Here is a 23,604-nt window from a genome sequence, read left to right on the forward strand (position 1 = left end):
CCGGCGGCAACGAATAAAAAACGCCGCCGCTACATCGGAAAACCCAGTGCCTTGATCGAATTGATCCACAGACGCCGCCAGCCGCCGCGATCGTCGGCGCCGTCGAAGGCGTTGAAGGTGATCTTCGCGGCGATCCAGCGCAGCGGTTCAGGCGGAATATACGACGGCCCTTTGCGCGAAATATCCAGCGACGTGATCACGGTATCGCGATTCCACAGCATATCGAGGCCCATCTTCGCACCGAATCGGCTGCCCGCCACGCCGAAGCCCGTGTAGCCCGCGACGAACACGCTCTTGCCGCCGTGATAGCGGCGCGCGAACACGGCGCCCCGCGAGCAGTAGTCGATCGGGCCGCCCCACGCGTGGGTAAAGCGTACGTCGTGCAGTTGCGGGAAGGTGCGATAGAACGCCTCGGCGAGCTTGTAGTAGGTGCTTTCGTCACGATCCGCGGCCGGATTCGGATCGCCGCCGAAATGATAGCTCACGCGGCCGCCGAAGATGATCCGGTTGTCTTTGGTGAGACGGAAATAATTGAGCTGCGTACGCGTGTCGTAAATGCCCTGGCGATTGTTCCAGCCAATCCGTGCCATCTGCTCGTCGCTCAGCGGCGCGGTCGCGATGATGTGATCGCGCACCTGCATCACGCGGCGCTTGATGTCGGTCACGCCCACGTCCGCCGTGCCGGTGCCGAGCAGCACACGCGGGGTTTCGATGCGCCCCGCCTGCGTATGCACGATCATCGTTGCGCCGAGATCTTCCAGGCGTGTGATCGGCGAGTGCTCGTGCAAACGCACACCGAGCTTCAACGCAGCCGCTTTCAAACCCCAAGCGAGCTTGGCCGGATGAATCGTGCCGCTGCGATTACGCGACCACATTGCGCCCGCGAACAGCGGCGAATCGAGTTGTTCTCTGGCGCCTTTGCTGTCGAGCAGCACCACGTCGTGCCCGTGGGACAGGTGCAACTCGTAGTCGCCCTTCAGATGATCGAGGTGGCCCGGGTCGACCGCTACCGTCATCTCGCCATTCCATTCGACGTCCGCTTCAATGCCGTAACGCGTCAACGATTCCTTGAAGCCATCGAGATTCTCCTGACCCAGCTTTTCCAGCACGTCGAGGTCTTGCGGAAACACCCGGGTCGCATTCGGCAGACCATGCATCACGGACGTGGAAATGATCCCGCCCGGACGGCCCGATGCGCCGTAGGCCACTTTACCCGCTTCGACCAGCACGACGTCGAGCGACGGGTCCGCTTCTTTCGCCTGAATCGCCGCCCATAACCCGGTAAAACCCCCGCCGACCACCACCAGATCCGCGGACGTCGGACCGATCAGTTCCCGTTCGACAGCCGGCGCGCGCGGATTGTCCAACCAGAACGGAAACAGCTTTACCCCTTCAAACGCGCGCTTTACTGACTCGCTCATCTTGTTTGCCTACTCAACTTGATTACCATTGCATTTACCGCGTAACTGTCGTTTCGGTGCGGACGATTCAACCCGCGTCCTGCATGTCCAGTGCTTCCTCGCGTTCGCGCCGCGCGGTGCGCGGCTCCGCTTGATCCTTCATTTGCGGCGTGATTCGCGCCCCACCCGCCTTGAGCTTAGTCGCCGGCACCACCGGATGCACGGTCACATTGCGCTGCGAACCGCTACGCAACCAGCGGCGGCCCAGTGGCCCGTACACGCCATCCGGTTCAGGAAAGCACTGCAGCAAGGCGATATACAGCGCGCAGGCAAGCGTCAGCGAAACCGGCATGCTGATGTCGAGACCATCGGCGAGTTGTCCGAGCGGACCCACGAACTGATCCGGCAGATTGACGAAACACAGGCCGATCACGGCGCTCGGAATCCACGCACCCATCGCGCGCCAGTTCCAGCCATGCGTGAACCAGTAGTGACCGCCACGGCCACCGCGATTGAACACCTGCAGATCGTCGGACAGATAGAAGCCGCGCCGCGTCACGAAGCCGATGATCATGATCACCATCCACGGGCAACTGCAGACATTGATCAGCACCGAGAACGTCGACACGCTTTCGACCAGATTGAACGCGAAGCGGCCAAGGAAAATAAAGCCGATGGCGAGGCTGCCGATCAGCAGCGTGGCGCGCACGCGGTTCAGAAACTTCGGGAACATGCTCGACATATCGAGCCCGGTGCCATACAGCGCCGTAGTGCCCGTCGACATCCCGCCAATGATCGCAATCAGGCACACCGGCAGAAAGAACCAGTTGGGCGAGATGGCCAGCAAGCCGCCCACATAATTATTCGATGCGATGAATTCCGGCGCATTGCCGGCGATGATCGTCGCCGTGGCGAGCCCGAAAAAGAACGGGACGAAGGTGGCCAGTTGCGCGAGCAACACCGCGAGAAGCGTGCGCTTCTTCGGCGTGTTTTCAGGAATATAGCGAGCCCAGTCGCCGAGCGTGCAGGCGAACGAGACCGGATTGCTCATCGCCACCAGCACGGCGCTCACGAAGGCCGGCCAGAAACCCACCGAACCGAGCGCGACCTTGCCGGCGTACGCGCTATCGAACGGCCCGGCAAATGCCACGATGCCGACCACGAACAGCAGGCTCGCCGCCCATACGGCGATCTTGTTGACCCACAGCATGAAGCGGAAGCCGTACACGCAGACGGTCAGCACCAGCACCGCGAACAGACCGTACGCGAAGCTCAGCGTCATCCAGTTGACCGGCAGGCCGAGCAGATGATTCGCGCCGCCCACCAGCGCGTCGCCCGAACTCCATACGGCCAGCGAGAAGAAAGCGACCGCGGTCAGCACCGCCAGAAAGGAGCCGACGATCCGGCCATGAATACCGAAATGCGCGCCGGAAGAAACCGGATCGCTCGTGCCGTTGCGCGGACCGAACAGACCCATCGGCGCGAGTATGCATGAACCGATCAGCACGCCGAGCACGATCGAATAAACGCCCGCCTTGAACGACAAACCAAGCAGCACCGGAAAGCTGCCGAGCACCGACGTGGAAAAAGTATTGCACCCGCCGAACAGCAAGCGGAACAGATCGATCGGCCGCGCATAGCGCGAGCGGTCGGGAATGCGCTCAAAACCGAATGTTTCGACTTGGGTAATGCTGTTGCTGCTCATTGTCTCCAACTCCTGTAACGGCCAGGTCTCAATCACGATGGCTCGCCACGGGGAGGTGGCGTCCACTTTTTTCAGATGTCTGGACGTCACTGTAAAGACAATCGGCGTGGGCAAAAATATCGGCCGCCCAACCTTTACTTCGATCCCGGGCGATGTAACCCCAAATCCCTGTCAAATAAGGCGCTGCGCGCTAACGAAGGGCCGCGTGAGGACGTGCTTCGGGCCTGATAGCGCGCAAACGTCGAAGCGAATCGTGAGAATCCGCGCCTCAAACCGGATCTGCCGCGCGCCCCGCTTCCCGACCCTGACGGCGCCGCTTCGCTGCGGCGACGGTGGGCAGCGGCACCGGTACCGCGCCGGACATGCCGTGCTCGAGCAGAAAATCGCGGAACAGTCCGGCGACGTGCGGCAGGCGTTTATCCGACACATGCATCACATACCAGTCACGTTCGATCGGATTGGCAGGCAAAGGCAGCAAGGCCAGCAAACCGGCCTGAAATTCCAGCGAACACGCGTGCAGCGACAGAAACGCAATGCCGAGACCCGCTTCGACCAGTTGCTTGATCGCCTCGTTGCTCGAGAGCTCGGAGCCGATATGCAGCTTGTGCCCGGCGAGCCGAAACAGATTCTCGACGGTCGAGCGCGTGCCCGAACCGCGTTCGCGCACAAACAGATTCGCGGTTTGCAGATCGTCCAGCGACAGGCGTTTTTTCTTCATCAGCGCATGGCCGGGCGAGGCGACAAACGCCATGGGATGCTTCGCGAAAGCCGTCGCCACCGTGCGCAATTCGCGCGGCGCGCTGCCCATCACCGCAAGATCGATCTCGTGGGTGGCGAGCATGCGGATGATATCGGCGCGATTGCCCACCTTGAACTGCACCTTCACTTGCGGGCGCAATTCAGTGAAGCGCACCAGAAACGGCGGGATCAGATATTCGGCGGTGGTGATCGCGCCGATGCGCAGCGTGCCGCCCTGCTCGCCGTGCAATGCGGCAAGATCGTCCGCCGCGCCGTTCCACAGGTCGAGAATTTCCAGCGCATAGCGCGCGAGGATTTCGCCCGCCGCGGTCAACTGCACGCCACGGCCCACCCGCTGCAATAGCGGCGCCCCGGCCGCCTCTTCGAGCAGACGCACCTGCAGCGACACCGCCGGTTGCGTGAGCTTCAGTTCCTCGGCCGCACGCGACACACTGCCGAGTTTCGCGACCGTATGCAACGCTTTCAATTGACGGAACGTGGCGGCTTTTAACATAATTGAAAACCTATATGTTCTCTATAAACATTAAATTGTGCTGCGGTTTCCGCCGATTCTATACTGACCCCGACAGATCAGGCCGATGAATTCCGGGTATAGCCCGCTAACACTCTCATCGGCTGTGCATAGACAACTTCAGGAGGATCAGGATCATGGCCGGAATCGATCAGCGAACAACCTCTGACGCGCAATGTACACAGCCCACTAGACAACCTATTACGCAACCCATTCAGCAACCGATTCAGCACGCGCAGGAAGCGCCGCACGCAACGCCGGCAGCGGCGCATCGCGTCGTGATCGTCGGCGGCGGAGTCGGCGGTCTTGGGCTTGCCACGCGGTTGTCGGAGACCCTGGGGCGCGCCGGTCTCACTCAGGTCGTGCTGGTGGATCGCTGGCCAACGCATTTCTGGAAGCCCTTGCTGCATGAAGCCGCATCGGGCCAGCTCGATCCGGCTACGCATCAACTGCAATATGCTGTGCAGGCGCAGCGGCACGGCTTCGAATTCGAACAGGGCGAACTCGCCGCGCTCGATCGGGCCAACCGGCACATCACGCTCAATGCGCTGCACGACGCCGACGGCCGCGAAATCCTGCCGTCACGGCAGTTGGCATTCGATACGCTGGTGCTGGCGATGGGCAGCGTCACGCAATATTTCGGCGTGCCCGGCGCGGCTGAACACGCGTTGCCGCTCGAATCGGTCGCTCATGCGGAAGCGTTTCGCCGCAAGCTGCTCGACGCCTGCCTGCGGGCGAACCACGCGCGCCGCGCGCGGACCGCTCAGGCGGACACGCCGGTGTCGATCAACATCATCGGCGCCGGCGCAACCGGCGTTGAACTCGCCGCCGCGGTACGCGATACGGTGCGTCTGTTGAACCGCTATAGCCCGTTTTCACTCGACCCGGTGCGCGATTTCCGTATTCGTCTAATCGAAAGCAGCGAGCGCGTGTTACCCGCGCTGTCTGAAACGATTTCAACGCGTGCGCAAAAAATGCTCGGCACACTTGGAGTGGACGTGTTGAGCTCAACGCGCGTCACCGAAGTGCGCGCCGACGCCGTGCTGACGGATCAAGGCGCACCGCTCGCCAGCGACATCGCGATCTGGACCGCCGGCATTGCAGGGCCGCCTGTATTGCGCACGCTGGACGGCATCGCGGTGAATCGGAACGCCCAGGTGCAGGTGAACCGTACGCTGCAATGCACGAACGACGCCAACATCTTCGGACTCGGCGACTGTGCGGCCTGCCCTTCTTCAGGCAATGCGGATGCGTTCCTGGCGCCGCGCGCTCAGGTCGCGCACCAGCAGGCGCTGTTTCTGGCACGCACGCTGAAGTGCAGGATCGCGGGTGAGCCCTTGCCGGAGTTCGTCTATCGCGACGCCGGCACCCTGGTCGGTTTCGGCCGCGAAGGCACGATCGGCAGCCTGAGCAACAGCTTGCTGACGCAACCGGTGTTCGTCGACGGTTGGCTGGCGACGGTCGTCTACAAGCTGATCTATCGCCGCCACGTGATGACCTTGACCGGTTTCGCACGCATGGCGCTCGATTCGGCAAGCCACTGGTTGCGCCGCCGCGTGCATCCGGTGATCCGCTTGCATTGAAGGCCGGCGCATCCCGGCCAGCGCGGGCGGCGTCTTTCGGAAAACGCCGCCCGCGTGCCGCTCAAACTCAATCGAGAAACTCGGCCGCCCGCTTGCGCAGCACCGCGCTGAAATCGTCGAGCCAGCCGATCGACAGGCGCCAGCTCTGCCAGTAGAGATCGACGTCGATATGCTTGCCGGGCGCTATGTCCACCAGCTCGCCGCTCGCCAGATGCGGCGCGATCATCCGTTCCGGGCACATGCCCCAGCCGAGCCCCGTCACGCAAGCTCGCAGAAAACCGGCCACGTGCGGAATCCAGTGCAAGGGCGGGTCCAGGTCCGCCCGCGTGATGCGGCGCATGAAGCGCTTCTGCAACTGATCCTTCGGATTGAAATCGACACACGGCGCGCGCCGCAGCGACTCGCGCGTGACGCCATCGGCAAAATGGCGCGCGCGAAACGCCGGTGAGCAGACCGCCAGATAGCGCATCCGTCCGAGACGGGTCGAGCGGCAGCCCTGCACCGGTTCGGCCTGCGTGGTGACCGCGCCTTGCACACTGCCATCGCGGATTCGCTGCGCGGTGTGGTCCTGGTCGTCGACCACCAGATCGAGCAGCATCTCCCGTTCGACGCAAAATTGCGCCACCGCGTCGATAAACCAGGTGCCCACACTGTCGTCGTTGACTGCCACCCTTAATGCCGGCCACGGTTCGACCAACGCGCCGGGCAGCGCCGGCAGCCGGCCGGCGAGTTCCGCTTCCAGCAACAGCACGCGTTCGGTATGGCGACACAGCAGTGCCCCCGAGGTGGTGGCAACGCACGGCTGGCCGCGCTTCACCAGCACGCTCCCCACCCGCTCCTCCAGCAGTTTGACCCGTTGCGAGACTGCTGAAGGCGTGACATTCAGTTCGCTGGCGGCGCGGTCGAACGAACCGTGCCGCACCACGGCGGCCAGCGCATCGAGCAACGCATAGTCGAGCATTAGCGTTCCTTAATCGGCATTAACTAAATTAGCTTCTCTTACGAGCAGCAAACCCGCAGACTAGCTTCGTTCGCTTCCCCCGTCTACTGGATTGACTATGAACTGGCTGTCTTTTTCCCACGGCGCCGCGCTATGCGCGTCACTGATCGTGACGATTGGCGCACAGAACGCCTTTGTGCTGCGTCAGGGCATCATGCGCTCGCATGTCGGCAAGATCGTCGCGCTTTGCGCGCTGTCGGACTTCATTCTGATCGGCGCCGGAGTCGGCGGCGCATCGGTGCTGGTGGAACGCTATCCGGTCTTCGTCCACACCATGCTGTATGTCGGGCTCGCCTATCTGGCATGGTTCGGCATCAACGCGCTGCGCCGCGCGGTGCGGCCCGGCCACGCGGTGCTGGACGCCAACGCGGGCAGCACGACGGGAACGGCGCCAACCCGGCGCGCAATGCCGATCATTCTGATGACGCTGGCCTTCACGTGGCTCAATCCGCACGTATATCTCGACACCTTCCTGCTGATCGGCACGGCGGGCGCGCGCGAACCGGACGGCGCACGGGTCGCGTTCGCTCTCGGCGCGATGGCGGTGAGCGGGGTCTGGTTTATCGGTCTGGGTTACGGTGCGCGTGCGCTCGCGCCGCTGTTTCGGCGGGCTACGGCGTGGCGCGTGCTGGATGGCGCGATCGGCAGCATGGTGCTGCTGCTGGCGGTGACGCAGTTGCGCTAACAGCGGATGGGCAGGCGCTTGACTTCCTGCGCGCCGGCCCAGCGCCCTACTTCTGCGCCTGCTGCATGCCCAGCAGATCCTGCACGAGCTGGTCCGACACATAATGCGGCCCGTCGAACAGATAGGTCCGGTAACCGCGATACGCAAGCAATTGCGGCGACAGTTCCGCGGCCGTCGCGGCGCGGAACGCACCGTTTTGTGCCGGACGAAATGCCTCGGCGATGATCCGCACACGGTCCTTGCCGAGCCGCGCGGCCAGCGCGTCCGCATACTCACGCGCAGCCGCCGGGCCGCGTGCATAAACACCGCAGCCGTCCTGCAGAAACACGCCGACATCCTTCGGCAACCAGCCATCCAGCCACGCCGCCAGTGCCTGACCGCCGATATTCGAATTGTCGTAGACACTGATCCACAGCGGCCGCGGCAGCTTGTCGAGTAAAGGCGCGAGCGTAACGGCGTCCTTCCAGGTCGGATCGACTTCAACCGGAAAATAGTAACCGTCGATGTGGACTGCCGGCCGCACTGCGGCCAACTGCTTCGATTGCTCGACCAGTTGCGCCGCTTGCGCGCGGGCCGTGGTTTCGTCGAAGCGTCCGGCAAGACCGACGATCACATTGCGCGCCCACGGCTCACCGCCGATCCGCGTCCAGTCCGGCAGACGCTGGGCCGTTTGCATCGTGGTGCCGGGCAGAAACGAGATATCGTCCACCGCGGTCCATTGCACCAGCAGATCCGTCACGCCGAGACGATTCCAGTCGCCATGCGGATTGACATGATCTTCGTCGAGTTGCCAGACCACGCCTTGCGCCAACGCGGCGGCGTCGGCCGAACCCGGCGCCGAGCAGCCGTACAGCAGCGCCGAGAGCGCCACGTTGGCGCCCACGGCGAGCAGTGCACGGCGGCGCGGCGAGACCGGCTCGCCGGCCTGACTCGGAATGTCATGCAAATTACCCATTGTGCTGCCGCTGTGCCTTGAGATGAATGTCACGATAATCCTGAGCGAGTTGCGCGCGGTCGATCTTGAAGTTGACCGATAACGGCAAGCTCCGGCACGCGAGCAATTCTGACGGGATCATATACGACGGCAGGCGCGCGGCCAGCAGCGCCTTCCAGTCGTGCAGCGCATCGGGCAGGCGGCCGTCGTCGCTGCCGGTCGCCACGAACGCGACGATCCGCGCGACCGAGCCATCCGGGCGCCGCAGCGGCACAGCGGCGGCACTCGCGGCGCCAGGCAGCGCCCGCAGGCCCGCATCGATCTCCATCAACTCGATCCGGTAACCGCCCATCTTGATCTGATCGTCGATACGCCCGTGGCAAAACAGCAGGCCGTCCGCATCGACCGCGCCGAGATCGCCGGTGCGAAACGCCCGTTCGCCGTGACGGGTGAACATGCACGCCGCGTTCAGGTCCGCGCGATTCAGATAGCCGCGCATCACGTGCGCGCCGGCAATGCACAACTCGCCGTCATCGACGAACACCTCGGCGTCGCGCTTGGCGCGGCCAATCGGCAGGCGCGCGTGATGGGCCAGCACCGCATCGTCGACGACGATCCAGGTGGTCGCCACGGTCGCTTCGGTCGGTCCGTAGGTATTGATGATCCGTGCGGCCGGAAACCGCTGGCGAAGCTGCCGCGCGAGCGCGACCGGCAGCACTTCGCCGCAGAACAGGAAGGTGGCGAGTGCCGGCAAGCCCTCCTGAGAGAACTGCGGATTGAGCAACTGCTGCTGCGCGAACGACGGTGTCGACACCCAGGTCGTCACGCCGTGCCGTGCGAGGCTGGCAAGCAAGGCCGCGCCCTGCGCGGTCAGTGCGCGCGAAGCGAGAACCACGGTGCCGCCGAGCGCGAGCGTGCCGAACACTTCGTACATCGACAGATCGAAGCTGAACGGCGCCTGGTTCAGAAACACCGGCGCAACGCCGAGCTCGAAGTCGGCCGCCATCCAGTCCGCCAGCGCGGCCACGCTTTCGCGGCCGATCTGGACGCCCTTCGGCTCGCCGGTCGTGCCGGAGGTGAACAGCACGTAGGCGAGATTTTTCTCCTGCAAGACGAGTGCCGATGGTGCCGCCGATGCCGAAGCAACCGGTTCCGCGCCCTGCCCATTCAAACTCACGAAGCGGCCAGCCTGCGCGTCGAAGTAAGTCCGCGCGCCGAGCGTGCTCGCGATGCGCCGCATCCGTTCATCCGGGTAGATCGTGTCGACCGGCACGAACGGCGCGCCGAGCAGCAACGCCCCCGTCATCGCCACAAAGAATCCCGCTTCCTTGTGGCCGCGCACGAGCACCGGCACATCCGCGGCGAAACCGTGCGCGCGTGCCTGCGCGGCCCATGCGTGCGCCTGCTCCGCCAACTCGTGCCAGCGCAGCGCGCGATCGGCGCCGATCACCGCCCACGCGTCGGCGGGCACATCGGTATCGACAAAGCGGCTTGTGCCCAGATCGAATCGCATGATGCGCCTAGCGATTGGCGGCAATGAACGCGCTCAGCGCGTTCACGGATGCCAGATGCTCGGCGATCTCGGTGGGCGGAATGCGCACGCCGAATTGCATCTCGACGCCCATCACGATTTCGACGGCCAGCACCGAATCGACCAGCCCCGTTTCGAGCAGCAACTCATCATCGCGCACGAGGCGCAGTACGACGGATTCGACCAGCGCCGCTACGTCGGCGTGCAGTGTTTCGTTTTGAGTCATGGTGGTGTCCTTGTGCAAAGGTCGTTACGGCAATCAGAACTGGAAATAGAGAAAACGCACTTCGCCATGCAACTGCGCGACGCAGAATACGAGCACCCCAAGCATCGCGACCGTCCAGCGCAGCGACGGCCGCCAGGTCAGCGCAGCGGGCAGCCCCTCGGCCGCGCGTTCGAGCGCCGGCGAGAAACGGCCCATCAATTGATGTGAATTCGGCGTGCACCAGACAATCGCCAGTAACGCGGCGATCTGCAAGGCAAGCGTCGAGCGGCCCGCGACCAGGTGCAGCCACTCGCCAACGCCGATGTTTGCGGTGCCCCATGCGGGCCAGTCGAGCGCTTCGATGCCGTGCAGCCCCGCCATGCCTTGCAGTAAGGCGAGCGCATCGCCAACGCCATGAGCGCGGAAAAACGCAAACGCGACCAGCGCGGCCACGAAGGTCAGCAACACGTTGCCGGCATGGCGAACGCGCGTCTTGAACCGCATTGCGAATGCCACCGCGATTCCCGGCGATCCTGTCTTCTGTGCCGATCCCGCCGCCGTCCCCGCTGCCGCGCCTCCGACCGCCGGCGCAGCCGCTGCCCGCCACGCGCGATAAGCGTGATTCACGGTGAGATACGACGCATGCAGCAGGCCGTAGATCAGATACTGCAGGCCCGCGCCGTGCCAGATGCCCGCCAGCGCCATCGTGTAGAACGTCGGCACGGCGACCGTCGACAGAAAGCCGCGCGTCGAACGTTGCGCGAGACGGCCGATCGGCAGGCCCCGCAGCGCACGGCTGCGATTGATCCGCATCGCCATCGGGTAATACAGGTAGGCCGTGAGGTAACGCGTGAGCGTCATGTGCCAGCGCTGCCAGAAATCGATGATGCTGGCCGCCTTGAACGGCGAATTGAAGTTCAACGGAAAGCGCACACCGAACATTTTCGCGAGGCCCACGGCCATGTCCGAGTAGCCCGAGAAATCGAAGTAAAGCTGCAGCGCATAGGCGAGGCAGGTACCCCACGCCGCCAGCCACTGCAATTCGTGCGGCGCGGCAAATCCGGCGTCGGCGAACGGCGCGATGGTGTCGGCGAACAGCACCTTCTTCGCGAGACCGATGGTGAACACGAACGCACCAATCGAGAGATTCTCCGCGCGCAGCTTGTACGTGGCCGGCTGCGCGAACTGCGTCATCATTTCCTTGTGATGCAGGATCGGCCCCGCGATCAGATGCGGAAAGAACGTGACGAATTGCACGTAGCCAAGCGGGTCGCGCTCCTTGACGATCCCCGCATTGCAGTCGAGCAGATAGCCGATCTGAGTGAAGGTAAAGAACGACACGCCGAGCGGCAGAATCACGTCCTGCATGCCGTGCGCGAGCCAATCGGCGGGCGCCACGCCGCTTGCGTGCACGAGCGCGGTAAGCAGCGTCGCCAGATATTTGTAGCGCACCAGCAGTGCGAGATCGGCGGCAATCGCAAGACCCAACAGCCAGCGGCGCCGTGCCGACTGCGCGGGCGCCGCGACGATCGCACAACTCATCGCATAGTTGAACACGATCGACGCCACCAGCAAGCCGACGAACGCCGGATTCCACCACCCGTAGAACACGATCGACGCACCGCACAGCCACGCCGCCGCGGCACGTGGCATGCGTTGGCCAAGCAGGTAGTAGCCGGCCAGTGCGGGCGGCAAGAACAATGTGAGGAAGATAAAGGAATTGAATAGCATCGCGCTCAGTCCTGCTTCGCCGGTGCGGCAACGGGGTTGACCGGCATCGCGGCGTTGGCGGCCGTTGCTGCGGCAGGCGTTGCTGTGGCAGCCAACGCTGCGGCAGGCGTCGGCGCTACGCCCTCGAGCGGCATCGACAGCGCGTCTTCCGACATTTCCCAGATCACCACGCGCACACTCTTCGGCCAGTCGGCGCGCTCGCGCCAGATCGCCTGCAACGCACGGTCGAACTGGCCGTCGTCGAGACTCACGTTCCAGACTTCGCGGCCAAGTTGCTCGCCCAGGCGCTCGGCAAACGCGCTGCGCCGCGAGAACGAACTGCCCGCAAGCAGCACGTCGGCTGCCGGACCGTCGTCGAGCAGACCGCCGCTGCGTTGCGCCTGCAAGGTCTCTTCCGCGACGACGTCAGGCGCCGGCCGCCAGGCGTCCGGCACGTCGTTCAGGTTGGCGAGCGTCAGCAGATCGCCGACCCGCGGCGCCGGTTGCGCCGTCGCATGCGTGAATTTTGTCTCTCCGGGTGTGCCGAGCAAGGGCAACACCGCCGCGCCGACCACCTGGGCGGCGGCTTGCGCGCCTTGCGCATTCCAGTGCACGTCGGTGCGGAAAAACGCCGGACGCGCGGCTTGCAAAGCCGGCAGCAATTCGACGTGTGCGACGTGGCTCGCAGTCAGCGCGCGGTTCCAGACGTTCAGACGCTGCGTCATCCGCGCGTCCTGACGCAGCCCGCACAGCGCCTCGCTTTCCGCGCGCGCCTTGTCGGGCACCGTTACGACCACCAGTTGAATTCCAGCGCCGCGCAGTGCATCCGCGTGACGATGCAGCGTGGCAATGCGCGCATCGGTCAATGCATCGCCACCGTCGGCGCGTTCGACGGGATCATGGCCCGCCTGCACCGGCGCGCGCAAACCGTCCGCATAGAACAGCCAGCCAGGGCAACCCTCGCGCACCTGCCGCCCGAGGTCGCCGAACAGGCGGTAGCGCACCGCCGCCTGCCAGCGGTGCAGCGAGCGCGCGTACGGCACGTCGATTGCGCGATCGAGTTTGTGGCCGAGGCTGCCGTCGCGCCAGCCATGCAGATCGAATGCCGCGCCGTTGCGCGACTGCACGACCAGCGAAGTCACTGCCCCAGCACAACCGAGACCGAGCAGCAGCGCGAGCAGCCACGCGATGCGCCGATGCGCGCGCGCGAGCGACGGCGCGAGTTGAGCCGCCGTCCCCGCCTGAGCGTGCGCGGTGGCGCCCTCTCTCGCCGGCGTGCCTGCCACCGGGCGATTTGACGTGCGTTCCGCCGGGCGTCCGACTGACTCGCTCATCAGGCCACAGCCTTGCTCAGGCGCGCGAGAAACGCATCGTCGGCCATCACCGACGCCGCGTCCCATTGGCCCGCTGCGCTCGGCAGATTCATCATCTGCCCTTCGTTGAATTGCCAGACGATCGCTTGCGGCGGATTGGCCTTGAACCCGGGCGACTCCAGATAGTTGAGCAACGTCTTCCACGGGCCGGTGTCGCCGAAGGTCCACGTCAAGCCGACCTGGCGATCGATCGCGTTCGAGAGCTTCTGCGGAAAACCGAGGTACGGCTGCACCATGCTGTTGCCGACCACCTGCACGACCGGCGGCCCGCTGTCGACAAGACCCGCAGACGCCACCACCGTGCGCACGATGAAGTGATCCTTGCCGACCGCCTTCTTGCGCTCCGGCGGCAACAAGGCCGCAAGATCGCCATAGCGGACTTCCTCGTTCCACGCGCCGAGCCTGCTCCCTGCACCCGCCGCGCCCTTCAGCGGACCGGCCGAGACCAGGCGTTCGGCGACACGCGCCGCGACCGCTTCGGCGGAATGGCCGCTCCAGTGGTAGTCGGCGCGAATGTACTTTTCCTGTGCCGGGTCGACCGCGGCAATGGCTGCGTCACCATCGACGATCTGCAGGCCGAGCGATTGGGCATGCGTGCGAATCGCGGCGTAGCGTCCCGCGACACCCGCGGACAATGCGGCGCCGTCCGGCAGATTCTCCGGGCACGAACGGGCCTTCAGCGGTGCGATCACGATCACGGTGCGAATGCCGCGCGCCGAGAGTTTGTCCGTCGCCTGACGAATCAGATCGACGGCTTTCAGACAGGCGGGCGTCGCGTCGTCGGTGAGACTCTCCCAACCGGGATAGAGCCACAGATTGCGGCCTTCGATCACACTGGTCGATGCCGCGGCGGATGCACGGCGCGGCAGCAGCGACAGCGCGCCGCCAAGCGGCGCCGCGGCCAGTGCGAGCAGCAAACGGCGGCGCGTGCCGTTGAGCGGTTCCGGTTGGGCAGATGCCTGGATGAACGAACGGCTGGAGTCGGTCATTGTGTTGGGTCCCCGTGATTTATGTGGAGCGTGTGATGCAGGTGCAACGCCAAGCAAAGCGGGAGGCAAACAGCGCGCCACGAACCTCCCGCGATCTCGCGGCGATCTTGCGACGATCAATTCGCGGCGGGCGGCCACGCCAGCGCATCGCGCGCGCCGCTCAAGACCGGTTTGGCCGCATCGCCGGTGACGAACAGGCTATAGCTGTCGCCGGCTGCGAGCGCCGGCAGCGGCAGCGCCGCGCTGGCCGCCGCGCCGCATTGCCCCACCAGTTTCGCGCTGACCGGATTGATGGCGCGCGCGTCCTGCGCGCCCGCGGCCACCTGCGCGAACACCGTCGGGCCGTTGCCGTCCACACCGATCTTCGCGCTGCAACCGGACGTGAAATTAAACGCCCGCAAGGTTGCCTTCAAACCGTCGACGCGCTCATAGCGGCCGACGATCCGCGTCGCATGCCAGCCCTTCGCGTCATGACGCAGCGCGACGGTGACGGCGTCGCCAGCGGCGGCTGCTGCATTAGCCGTGGCCTCGGCGAGGGCCTTGCCGTCGGCCGTCACACGCGCCGGCGTGCCCGGCGTCAGCACGCTGAAGCGCGTGACCGCGCCCGGTGCCAGCGTCTGCGGCGCTTCGCTGCCGGCGAGCGCGACGCGCACCGCCTGCGACGAGGCGTTCAACACGCGCAGATACGACGCGTTGGCGGGCGGTTGCGGTCCATACAGGCTCGCGACGTCGTCCGCCGCCGCGTGCGCCACGCCGGCCGACAGCAGCGCCGTCAGAAAAACTGCCGTCCTCGAATACCCCAAGCTATTTTTTTTCATTCGATCCGTCCGGATTCAATACGAGTAAATCGCGCCGAAGAACACCCCGCGCGCGCGATCGTCGCCGCTGATCTTCCAGCGGTACTGCACCGACAGATCGACATACGAGCGCGGCGCGTCGTATTTGCTGTCGCGGAACCAGTAACGCGTCGAAATCCCTACCCCCGCGCCGAGCGGAATGCTGTGGTCGACGCTCGAGTCGTAGTCCGCGCCGATCACCGCGTACGGGAAAACGGTCCACTTCGGGCTGTAGCGATCCATGCGATAGGTGCGCCCCACTTCGAGATTGGTGGTCGCATAGACCGACCCCGCGTTCAGATAGGTGCCGGTCTCGGCATAGATCTGCGCGGTCCACCATGAAGGCACGTCGACCCGCCGCTCGATGCCGTAACCGCCCGAATACGCGAGCCGTGCGAGCCAATCGGGATTGACCTGCGAGCCGATCGGAATGATCCGTTCGAAGGCGACGATCGCGTCGATCTGCGAGAACGGCTTGGCGCGCGCGCCAATCGTGGCCTGCAAGGTATCCACGCCGCTCGCGCCGCCGTTCTTCACGCCGAAACTCTCGTAGCCGCGTGCGTAGAGTTCGAACATCCGGTCGCCGAGACTGCCGAACGGACGCCAGTAGGCTTCCACGCCCGCCTGCCAGTTGTTCGACGTGCCCGGTGTCGGCGACGACGCATAGCCCGGCTGCATGCCCGCGCCGCGATAATTCAGCGACGCGTCGAAGCCCCAGTTGCGGGTGGCTTCGGCGTGCGCGCTGCGCATCTCGTTCAGTTGCGCGGGAGTGGCGGGCGGCGTGTCGTCGCCCGGTTTGGCGCTCGCGTCGATCGCGCGTTCGAAGAACTGCGCGGCTTCGCGGTTGCGGTACGCGTTCACGGCCGCATAGCCGGCGTCGGCGTAGGCGCTGGCCGGCATCGTGCCGGCCTTGTCGGCCATGCTGAAACGCTGGAACGCGACCTTGTTGTCGCCGGCCCGTTGTGCGATGTACGCGGCGCTCAGGTCCGGCATCGCGTCGAGCATGCCGGCGTCGATCATCTTTTGCGCTTCGCGCGACGCGGCGGAGTCGTTGCCGGCCGTGCTGAGCGCGTTGATCAGATCGACCCGGTGCTGCGGATCGTCCGGCGCGGCTTTGACCGCTTCGCGTGCGTAGCCGACCGCGCCGGCCTTGTCGTTTGCAGCGGCTGCGGTGGCCGCGGCGCGTGCCGCGGCGAAACCGCGATCGGCGGCGTACACGTCGCAGCTTGCGCCAAACTGATCGACCACGCAGTCGATCACGGGACGGTGCGCCGGGTCGATTTGCGTGGCTGGAGCAAGCGAATCGGTCGACGCGGTTGAAGCGGTTGAAGCGGTTGCGGTGCTCGACGCGTTCGCCGCGACGGCCGGCGCATGCGCGAGCAACCGCCGCGCCTGCGCACGTCGCAGCGCGATCGGCGGATCGGTGTCGTCGCCATTCATCTTGAGCGGCGCGAGCAGATCGAGCGCACGCTGCGGCTGTCCTTCGGCGATCCATACGTCGGCGATGATCACGCGCGCCACGCGCTTGTTGCGCTGCGTCGCGTCGTTGGCCTGCAACGCTCTGGCGAAATCCGCCTCAGCGTCCGCCGTCTTGCCCTGCGCGGCCAGCACGTAGCCACGCAGCGTGAGCGGCATGATTTCCGTATCGTCGGCGGCAATCGCATCGCTCGCCGCGGCTTGCACGCCAGGCAGATCGTTCGCGGCGAACAGCACGTCCATCAACTGGATGCGGTAGCCGACCTGATCCGGCGCATAGGCGACCGTCTCACGCGCGAGCGTGGCAGCCTGCGCGTAGTCGCCCTTCCTGAAAGCCTCATACGACGCAGCGGACGACTTCGGCGCCAGCCGGTTGCCAATGAAGCTGCGCCTCAAGCGCAGTTCCTCGGTGTCGCCGAAGCGCCCGCTTGCGTCGAGATCGGCGTTCCATGCTTCGGTATCCTGACCGGCCGCGCTCGCCGCGTCGATCAGCAACAGCCGCAGGCGCAGCAGGTCGGGACGCAGCGAGATCGCCTCGTTCGCGTACTTGACGGTGCCCGCAAAATCCTTCGCCGCGTACGCTTTGTAGGCCTGCTGCGCGGCCGTCAACGCGGCGCCTGTCAGCACGTCCGGATCGGCCGGCTGCTGGCGGCCCGCGCGTGCCACTGCGCGGGTCGCCACGTTCAGCGCGTCGATCTGCTTGCGACGCGAGACCAGCGCCGGATCGCGGCCGATCTGCGCAATCGCGTCGCCGAGCGAGCGGCTTGCTTCGCTATAGCGGCGCAGCGCGGCGAGCGAGTTGGCTAGCAGTACCCGCAGCGACACGACGTCGGGGCGCTGGCGGATTGCCTCGCGTGCCCGCTCGACCGCACCGGCGTAGTCGCCGCGCTCGTAGGCGGCGTACGCGGTCTGCGCCACGCGGTAGGCGGCGCCGCTCAACGGCAGCGTGTTCTGTCCGGATGCGGCCGGCTGAGGTGCGGCCGCCGTGCTCTGCCCATAGGCCGTCGCGCCGCTCAGGCACAGTGCGCCCGTCACCGTTGCAGCGGCAACGGCACGCAAGCTGAAGAAAAATGAATCGCTCATTCGGATGCCGCCAGAGCGCCCTGCAGGCGGCGCTGTTGCTGAATTACGTTCTCGAGTGCGGAACGCGAGATCACGCCGCGCGCCACCATGTAGTCGCCGATCCGGCCGTGTCGATCCGGGCGGTAGTCCTGCATGGCTGCCTCGAAGGCTTCACGGCGCACGTGGCCATGCTCGATCAGCAGATCGCCGATCAACGGCACGCTGCGTGCCGGCACAGACCCGCTCGCGTCGTCCGGCAATACACCTGCCGGCGCGCTCCCAACCGTGCCCCCTGACTCGACCTCACCCACCGACACCATGGTTTCGACCCCGCGCAGCACGCGCAGGCCCGCCGCGATTTCGCCCTCACGGACGATCTGCTGGGCAACGGGTCCTTCGATCAGCCCGTTCAGTTCCGCCACCGCCGTATCGGCAAGCGGGCTCGCGGTCAGCAAGATCGTGCGGCCATTCGCGGCGTCGATCTGCGGCAATACGCGATGGCGCACGATCGCGTCGAGCGGCAGGCGCTCCGCGTCTTCCTTGATGCGTTCAAGCATCACACGTCCACGCGGCAAATCCGCCTGGAAGGCAATCGCTTCCGCGAGAGTCTCCTCGTCGAGCCAGCCCTTGGCCATCAGCACGCGGCCCAGCGGCGCCTCACGCGCATGGCTTTCGCCGAGCGCCTGTTCGAGCTTGTCCGGATCAATGGCCTGCCACGACAGCAGCAATTCGCCCAGACGCTGGCGGCGGTTGTTGAAGCCGTCGGCGGAAGGAAAGTCGTGCATGGTCTTGTCCCATGCCAGACGCTTGCCCGTCACGAGGTGCGTGAGGAACATTTTCCACGCACGCGAAACAGCCATGAAGTTGATGAAGTTACCGACCACCATGCGCGGCACGGACAGCACGCCGTGCTCCCAGCCATACAGGCGCGTCACGAAATAGATCCGCTGCGCGACGCGCAACAGCAACGCGCAGCCGTTGGCCCATAGCAGCGCTTGCAGCCACAGCGAATCGGAGAACGGCGAAGCGATCAGGTCCGGCATCCAGCCGAGCAGTTCGGCGCCGGCGAAGAGCAGAAACTGGATCACCAGCCCATACGCGATGATGCCGACGAACGCGGTCACGATCCCCTTGCGGTCGCGAAACAGCAGATAGCGATTGGCGAGCGAGCCGGTCCAGCCGGTCTGCTTCCAGCCTTGCAAGCCGATACCGAGCGTCCAGCGCGCACGCTGCCGGTAGGCGGTGCGGAAGGTATCGGGGAAGAATTCGCGCACGCACAGCGGCATCGTCACGGTGATGTCGCGCTCCTTGCCGAGGCCGAACCATGCCTTGCGGCGCGTGGCGAACTGCACCGGAAAGCGCGCGAAAATCGACTGCATCCCCATCTTGCCCAGGCGCGCGCCGACGTCGTAGTCCTCGGTCAGGCTTTCGGTATTGAACGGCTGGTTATCGGTTTCGGCGATCAGCGCGAGCAGCGCCCGGCGCGAGAAGCACGTGCCTACCCCGGCGGACGGCACCGAACCCACCAGGCTCTCGCGCACCACCAGGTCTTTCGCGTGCCATTCGGCGAACTCGTCCATATAGGTGCCGGCCACGAGTTCGAACCAGTTGCGCTCGAGCGAGGCAACCGGCAACTGGATCATGTCCTTGCGCGGCAACAGGTAGTTGAAAAAGCGCAGCTCGACCGGATGCAGCACGTCTTCGCTATCGTGCAGCACCACGCCGGCGAATTCGATGCCCGCTTCACCCTCGTACTTGAAGATCGCCTGAATCACCCAGTTCAGACAGTCCGCCTTGCAGGTCGGACCGTCATGCGGCACTTCCACGCGACGCAACTGCTTGTAGCGGCGGCGCATCCGTTCGACTTCGGCGATGGTCTGCGGGTCGTTCTGATAGGTGCCGACGAACACCACATAGTTGCGGTAGTCCATCACCCGCACCATGTCCTCGATCATCGCCGCGACCACGTCGTACTCGTGCCACGCGGGCACCATGATCGCGATCGGCTGCTCGTCGCGCTGATACAACTGCGCGCTGGTGAGCGGCTTGTAGGTGCGCTGCACCGTGAAGCGGCGATAGATCGTGCGGGTCCAGTACCAGGCGTCGATGAACAGATCGTCGATGCTGGACAGCAGAATGATGAACGCCACCAGCGCCGCGACGTATTCGAGCCCCAGGTAGTAGTGGGCTACCGCGTAGCCCGCATACCATTTGATCAGCGCGATGCTCACGACTTGTCCTTATTCCTGCGGCGCGCCACGTTGGCCACCAGCAGCAATACGATCAGCAGGCCGACGAGCGCGGCCGGGATGCCCCAGCGCACCCAGTTCTGCATGAACCACGGACCTTGCACGTCTTCCGTGTCGACCACTTCGCCCGGATGACGCGTATCGAACTGGCGCAGCGTACCGCTGCCGTCGACGATCGCCACATCGCCACGCGAGAGTTGCAACGACGCAGGCAAGACCGCCGCCGTCTCCCCCACCGTGCGATACGCGATGCCCGACACGCTGCCCGACTTCACCGCTTCGATCACGCCGACACGGTTCAGACCCGACACGTCCGCGAGAACCTTACCGGATGCATCGGTCAGCGACAGGCGGTCTTTCGACAACCGTGCGAGGCTTTTCTCATCGGCGAGCGCGACGTCGGCCGCGAGGAAGGCGCCCTTCGGGTTCACCGCTTCGCCGTCACGGGCGACGCTGAAGGCCGCGCCCGTCGGCGAAATGCCGCTTGCGTTCGCGAGGCGCGCGACGCGCGGCAGTGCTTGCGTGGGATCGTTCAGGTACGCGGCCGGCACCAGCACATTCGCTTCCGACGCGAAACGCGCGACCATGCCGGTGAAATCGTCGCCGATCTTCGCGTCGGTGAGCGTCAGATGACTGCTCGGCAATACGGCAATCGGATGACCCTGGCTACGCGGCTGGCAGCCGCCTTCCGGCTGGCGCTGGAACACCACGCGCAGCAGATTGTTCGGCGCCAGCGCGTAGTGCGGCACGCGCGCGGTAATGCGCTGCGGCTTGCCGTTGGCGTTCAGCAGTTGCGAGCCGATCAGCACGTCGTTGAAATAGATCGAGGCGGTCTGCGCCGCGTTGTTCAGAGCCGGCGATGCGGCCACGTCGAGCACCACGCTGCCTGGCAGCTTGCCGTTGCCCGACACCGCGCCCAGATCGAAATTCGCGTCCCAGGTGGCGCGGCCTTGCACGTCGAGCGTGCGCGGCAGGCCGCCCAGCAGCGACAGCGCGATTTCGTCGCCACGCGTGTTCGGCGCGGTATCGATCTGATGCACGACGAGACGGCTCGTCACGTCGATCGGACGCCACGCGCGCGCGAGAATCGCCACGCCGTCGTTATCGCCGACCACGATTGCGGTTTGGCCGCCGAGGTGGGCAAGGCGCACTTCGCCCGAAACGAGCGGCTTCGCGATCGGATCGATCGCGCGGGCACGCCATGCGTCGAACGCGTCGGCAGCACCAGGGGCCGCGCCGACAACCTGTTCGCGCAACGCATCGAGCGACGTCTTCAGCGTGTTGCGCAGCGTGTCGTCGGCGACGATCACGTCCGGCGCGAATGCCGGGCGCGGCGTCAGTGCGACGAGGGCGCCCGCTTCCGCCGGATTCGCGAGCTTGTGCGAACCGCCCGTGGCCAGCGCGGCGAAGGCCGGAATCGCGCGCAGCGGCGCCGGCACCTCGATATCGCTCAGGTCGACCGTGTCGCCCACTACGGGCCACGTCCGCGTGAGCGGCGTGCGGCCTTCGCGTTGCAGCAGCGCTTCGACGCGCCAGCCTGCATCGAACGCCGGTGCGCCGAGCGTGCGCGCACCGAGCATCACCACCGGTTTGTTCGGCAAGGCGCCCCACGCGCTGCGCAGATCGACGATCGCGTCAGGATCGTAGCGATAGGTCAGCCGCGAAGTCGGCGCGATGCGCCAGACGTTGCCGATCGCGGTCTGGTCGGTACAGATGTTATCGCTCAGCACCGACGACCAGTCGAGACCCACGCGCACGAAACCGCTCGGCCTCGCCGCGCCGTCCACGCCCAGACTCGCGGACGCATCGCCCTGGTCCTGCGTCGGAGTGCGCGAGAGTACCGGCGAGCCGTCGAGCGATACCAGCATGGTCGTGCGGCCGCCGTTACCGCGCAGATAGCTGCCGTCGATCTGCAAGGCCGCATCGCTCAGGGGTACGCCGGCCGGCACCGGCAGATACAACTCCTGACGCCCGTCCGGCGCACGCAGCACGACCGGATCGCGCATGCCCAGTTCGGCCAGCGACACCGTGCGCGTCGCGAGCCGGCCGCTGCCGAGCTGCGCGAAGCTGCCGGCGACATCGGCCGGCTGCTGGGCATAGGCCGTCGACGCCAGCAACAGCAGCGCGGCAAGAACCTTCAGGTGAGGGCGCGCCAGGCGGCGCATGAGCGAATGGGTGGTCACGTTGTCTTGTCTCGAAATTAGCGCGCAAACAGTGAGGCGAATTTGCGCTGCATGGATTGTTTGAAACTGCGATGCCGGTTCTGGCAGGCCGCTTTGGCAGGCCGCTTTTTTGCAGGCCGCTTTTTTGCAGGCCGCTTTTTTGCAGGCCGCTTTGGCAGGCCGTATTGCCGGAAGCTTTGCCGGCGCGTCGCGATCGACGGCGGCCTGCGAACATCAGTCTTACAGTGCGTGCACGGCCGATGCGCCCGCAAGCTGCGCGGTGCTGCCCGCTGCGCCGCTCACGAACTCGTCGAACGGACGCCCGCTCAGCGCCGCGACAATTCGTTGCGATGCATGGCCGTCGCCGTACGGATTGACGCGATGCGCAAAATCGTCACGCTCGCCCGCGTTTGCGAGCAAGCCTGTCACCGCGCGCACGATCGCTTCGCGCTCCGTGCCGACGAGGCGTACCGTGCCGGCCGCCACCGCTTCCGGCCGCTCGGTCACGTCGCGCATCACCAGCACCGGCTTGCCGAGTGCGGGCGCTTCTTCCTGCACGCCGCCCGAGTCGGTGAGGATGATTGACGCACGCTGCATCAGGCGCACGAAGCCGAGGTAATCCAGCGGCTCGATCAGATGAACGTTGCGCGCCGTGCCGAGGGTTTCCTGCACGGGACCGCGCACATTCGGATTCAGGTGGACCGGATAGACGATCTGCACCGTGTTGGTTTTCGCGAGTTCGGCAAGGGCCGCGCAAATGTTCGCGAAGCCCGCACCGAAGCTCTCACGGCGATGGCCCGTGACGAGCAGCACCGGCAGCGCGCCATCGAGAAACGGCAGGCGTGCGTCGAGTTCGGCGCGCAATGCCGCGTCCTGGTCGATGCGCGCGGTGGTGAGGTTCAATGCGTCGATCACCGTATTGCCGGTGACGATGATCTTGCCGTGCAGCGTTTCGTGCGCGAGGTTTGCTTTCGAGCTCGCGGTGGGCGCGAACATCAGATCGCTCATCACGTCGACCACGCGGCGGTTCATTTCTTCCGGCCACGGCTGCATCAGATTGCCGGTACGCAGCCCTGCTTCGACGTGACCGATTGGAATGCGCCGGTGGAACGAAGCTAGCGCCGCCGCGCACGCGGTGGTCGTATCGCCGTGCACCAGCACGCGATCGGGTTGTACGGCAGCGAGCACTTCGTCGAGCGAGGCGATCAGACGCGAGGCCAGACCGTTGAGCGTCTGGTTGCCGGTCATCAGCGCGAGGTTGTGATGCGGCTTGATCTGAAACAGCTCGAGCACCTGATCGAGCATCTGCTGATGCTGCCCGGTGACGCAAACAATCGACTCGATGCCGGCATCGGCTTCCAGTTGCTTGACTAACGGCGCCATTTTGATGGCTTCCGGCCGTGTGCCGAAAATCGACAGAATCCTCATTGGCAA

The 23,604-nt window shown here is 65.4% G+C and carries 17 protein-coding genes; 2 read left to right on the plus strand and 15 right to left on the minus strand.

Going from position 1 to position 23,604, the window contains the following annotated elements; all coding sequences use genetic code 11:
• Window positions 1-29: 29 nt before the first annotated feature.
• The 3 genes from HWX91_RS28205 to HWX91_RS28215 form a co-directional block, all read right to left on the minus strand.
• On the minus strand, window positions 30-1,421 hold the full coding sequence (locus tag HWX91_RS28205; RefSeq protein ID WP_102857367.1) for an NAD(P)/FAD-dependent oxidoreductase: 1,392 nt from the start codon (window positions 1,419-1,421) through the stop codon (window positions 30-32).
• A 67-nt stretch (window positions 1,422-1,488) separates the two neighbouring features.
• Complete coding sequence (locus HWX91_RS28210; RefSeq protein WP_102857366.1) at window positions 1,489-3,105, minus strand: purine-cytosine permease family protein; 1,617 nt, start codon at window positions 3,103-3,105, stop codon at window positions 1,489-1,491.
• A 268-nt stretch (window positions 3,106-3,373) separates the two neighbouring features.
• On the minus strand, window positions 3,374-4,357 hold the full coding sequence (locus tag HWX91_RS28215; RefSeq protein ID WP_035520682.1) for a LysR family transcriptional regulator: 984 nt from the start codon (window positions 4,355-4,357) through the stop codon (window positions 3,374-3,376).
• 155 nt (window positions 4,358-4,512) lie between these two features.
• Between HWX91_RS28215 and HWX91_RS28220 the strand changes: the two genes are divergently transcribed.
• A complete protein-coding gene (locus tag HWX91_RS28220) occupies window positions 4,513-5,958 on the plus strand; it encodes an NAD(P)/FAD-dependent oxidoreductase (RefSeq protein WP_244144155.1) in 1,446 nt (481 codons plus the stop codon).
• A 67-nt stretch (window positions 5,959-6,025) separates the two neighbouring features.
• Here the strand turns inward: HWX91_RS28220 and HWX91_RS28225 are convergent, their stop codons facing one another.
• Entirely contained in the window at window positions 6,026-6,919 is an 894-nt protein-coding gene (locus HWX91_RS28225; RefSeq protein WP_030103470.1) for a LysR family transcriptional regulator ArgP, read from the minus strand.
• Between the two features lie 97 nt (window positions 6,920-7,016).
• On the opposite strand from HWX91_RS28225, the gene HWX91_RS28230 reads away from it, so the two are divergent.
• The gene (locus HWX91_RS28230) at window positions 7,017-7,643 is read left to right on the plus strand and encodes a LysE/ArgO family amino acid transporter (protein WP_102857365.1); all 627 of its coding nucleotides are present in this window, start codon (window positions 7,017-7,019) and stop codon (window positions 7,641-7,643) included.
• 46 nt (window positions 7,644-7,689) lie between these two features.
• Here HWX91_RS28230 and HWX91_RS28235 read toward each other — a convergent pair whose 3' ends face one another.
• From HWX91_RS28235 to wecB, 11 genes are all read right to left on the minus strand, one after another.
• Complete coding sequence (locus tag HWX91_RS28235) at window positions 7,690-8,598, minus strand: alpha-amylase family protein (protein ID WP_102857364.1); 909 nt, start codon at window positions 8,596-8,598, stop codon at window positions 7,690-7,692.
• Complete coding sequence (locus tag HWX91_RS28240) at window positions 8,591-10,090, minus strand: AMP-binding protein (protein ID WP_102857363.1); 1,500 nt, start codon at window positions 10,088-10,090, stop codon at window positions 8,591-8,593. The genes HWX91_RS28235 and HWX91_RS28240 overlap by 8 nt, the downstream gene beginning before the upstream one ends.
• A gap of 7 nt (window positions 10,091-10,097) precedes the next feature.
• A complete protein-coding gene (locus HWX91_RS28245) occupies window positions 10,098-10,334 on the minus strand; it encodes an acyl carrier protein (protein WP_030103466.1) in 237 nt (78 codons plus the stop codon).
• Between the two features lie 33 nt (window positions 10,335-10,367).
• Window positions 10,368-12,044, minus strand: a complete 1,677-nt coding sequence (locus HWX91_RS28250) for an MBOAT family O-acyltransferase (RefSeq protein WP_102857362.1) — start codon at window positions 12,042-12,044, stop codon at window positions 10,368-10,370.
• A 5-nt stretch (window positions 12,045-12,049) separates the two neighbouring features.
• Window positions 12,050-13,357 carry an alginate O-acetyltransferase AlgX-related protein gene (locus HWX91_RS28255; protein WP_102857361.1) on the minus strand — a complete coding sequence of 436 codons (1,308 nt, stop codon included), beginning with the start codon at window positions 13,355-13,357 and terminating at the stop codon, window positions 12,050-12,052.
• Window positions 13,357-14,385, minus strand: coding sequence for an alginate O-acetyltransferase AlgX-related protein (locus tag HWX91_RS28260; RefSeq protein WP_102857360.1), 1,029 nt, complete (start codon window positions 14,383-14,385; stop codon window positions 13,357-13,359). Before HWX91_RS28260 ends, HWX91_RS28255 begins: the two co-directional genes overlap by 1 nt.
• Window positions 14,386-14,501: 116 nt before the next feature.
• Complete coding sequence (locus HWX91_RS28265) at window positions 14,502-15,203, minus strand: alginate O-acetyltransferase AlgF (RefSeq protein ID WP_102857359.1); 702 nt, start codon at window positions 15,201-15,203, stop codon at window positions 14,502-14,504.
• Window positions 15,204-15,218: 15 nt separating this feature from the next.
• Entirely contained in the window at window positions 15,219-17,780 is a 2,562-nt protein-coding gene (locus HWX91_RS28270; RefSeq protein ID WP_102857358.1) for a bacteriophage N4 adsorption protein A, read from the minus strand.
• Window positions 17,777-19,990: a glycosyl transferase family protein gene (locus HWX91_RS28275; protein WP_102857357.1), complete on the minus strand. Its 2,214-nt coding sequence runs from the start codon at window positions 19,988-19,990 to the stop codon at window positions 17,777-17,779. Before HWX91_RS28275 ends, HWX91_RS28270 begins: the two co-directional genes overlap by 4 nt.
• Window positions 19,987-22,191 carry a cellulose biosynthesis cyclic di-GMP-binding regulatory protein BcsB gene (locus tag HWX91_RS28280; RefSeq protein WP_244144156.1) on the minus strand — a complete coding sequence of 735 codons (2,205 nt, stop codon included), beginning with the start codon at window positions 22,189-22,191 and terminating at the stop codon, window positions 19,987-19,989. Before HWX91_RS28280 ends, HWX91_RS28275 begins: the two co-directional genes overlap by 4 nt.
• A gap of 219 nt (window positions 22,192-22,410) precedes the next feature.
• A complete protein-coding gene (gene wecB / locus HWX91_RS28285) occupies window positions 22,411-23,598 on the minus strand; it encodes a non-hydrolyzing UDP-N-acetylglucosamine 2-epimerase (protein ID WP_102857356.1) in 1,188 nt (395 codons plus the stop codon).
• Window positions 23,599-23,604: the final 6 nt, after the last annotated feature.

This window comes from Paraburkholderia fungorum, from assembly GCF_902833645.1.
GTDB lineage: Bacteria > Pseudomonadota > Gammaproteobacteria > Burkholderiales > Burkholderiaceae > Paraburkholderia > Paraburkholderia fungorum.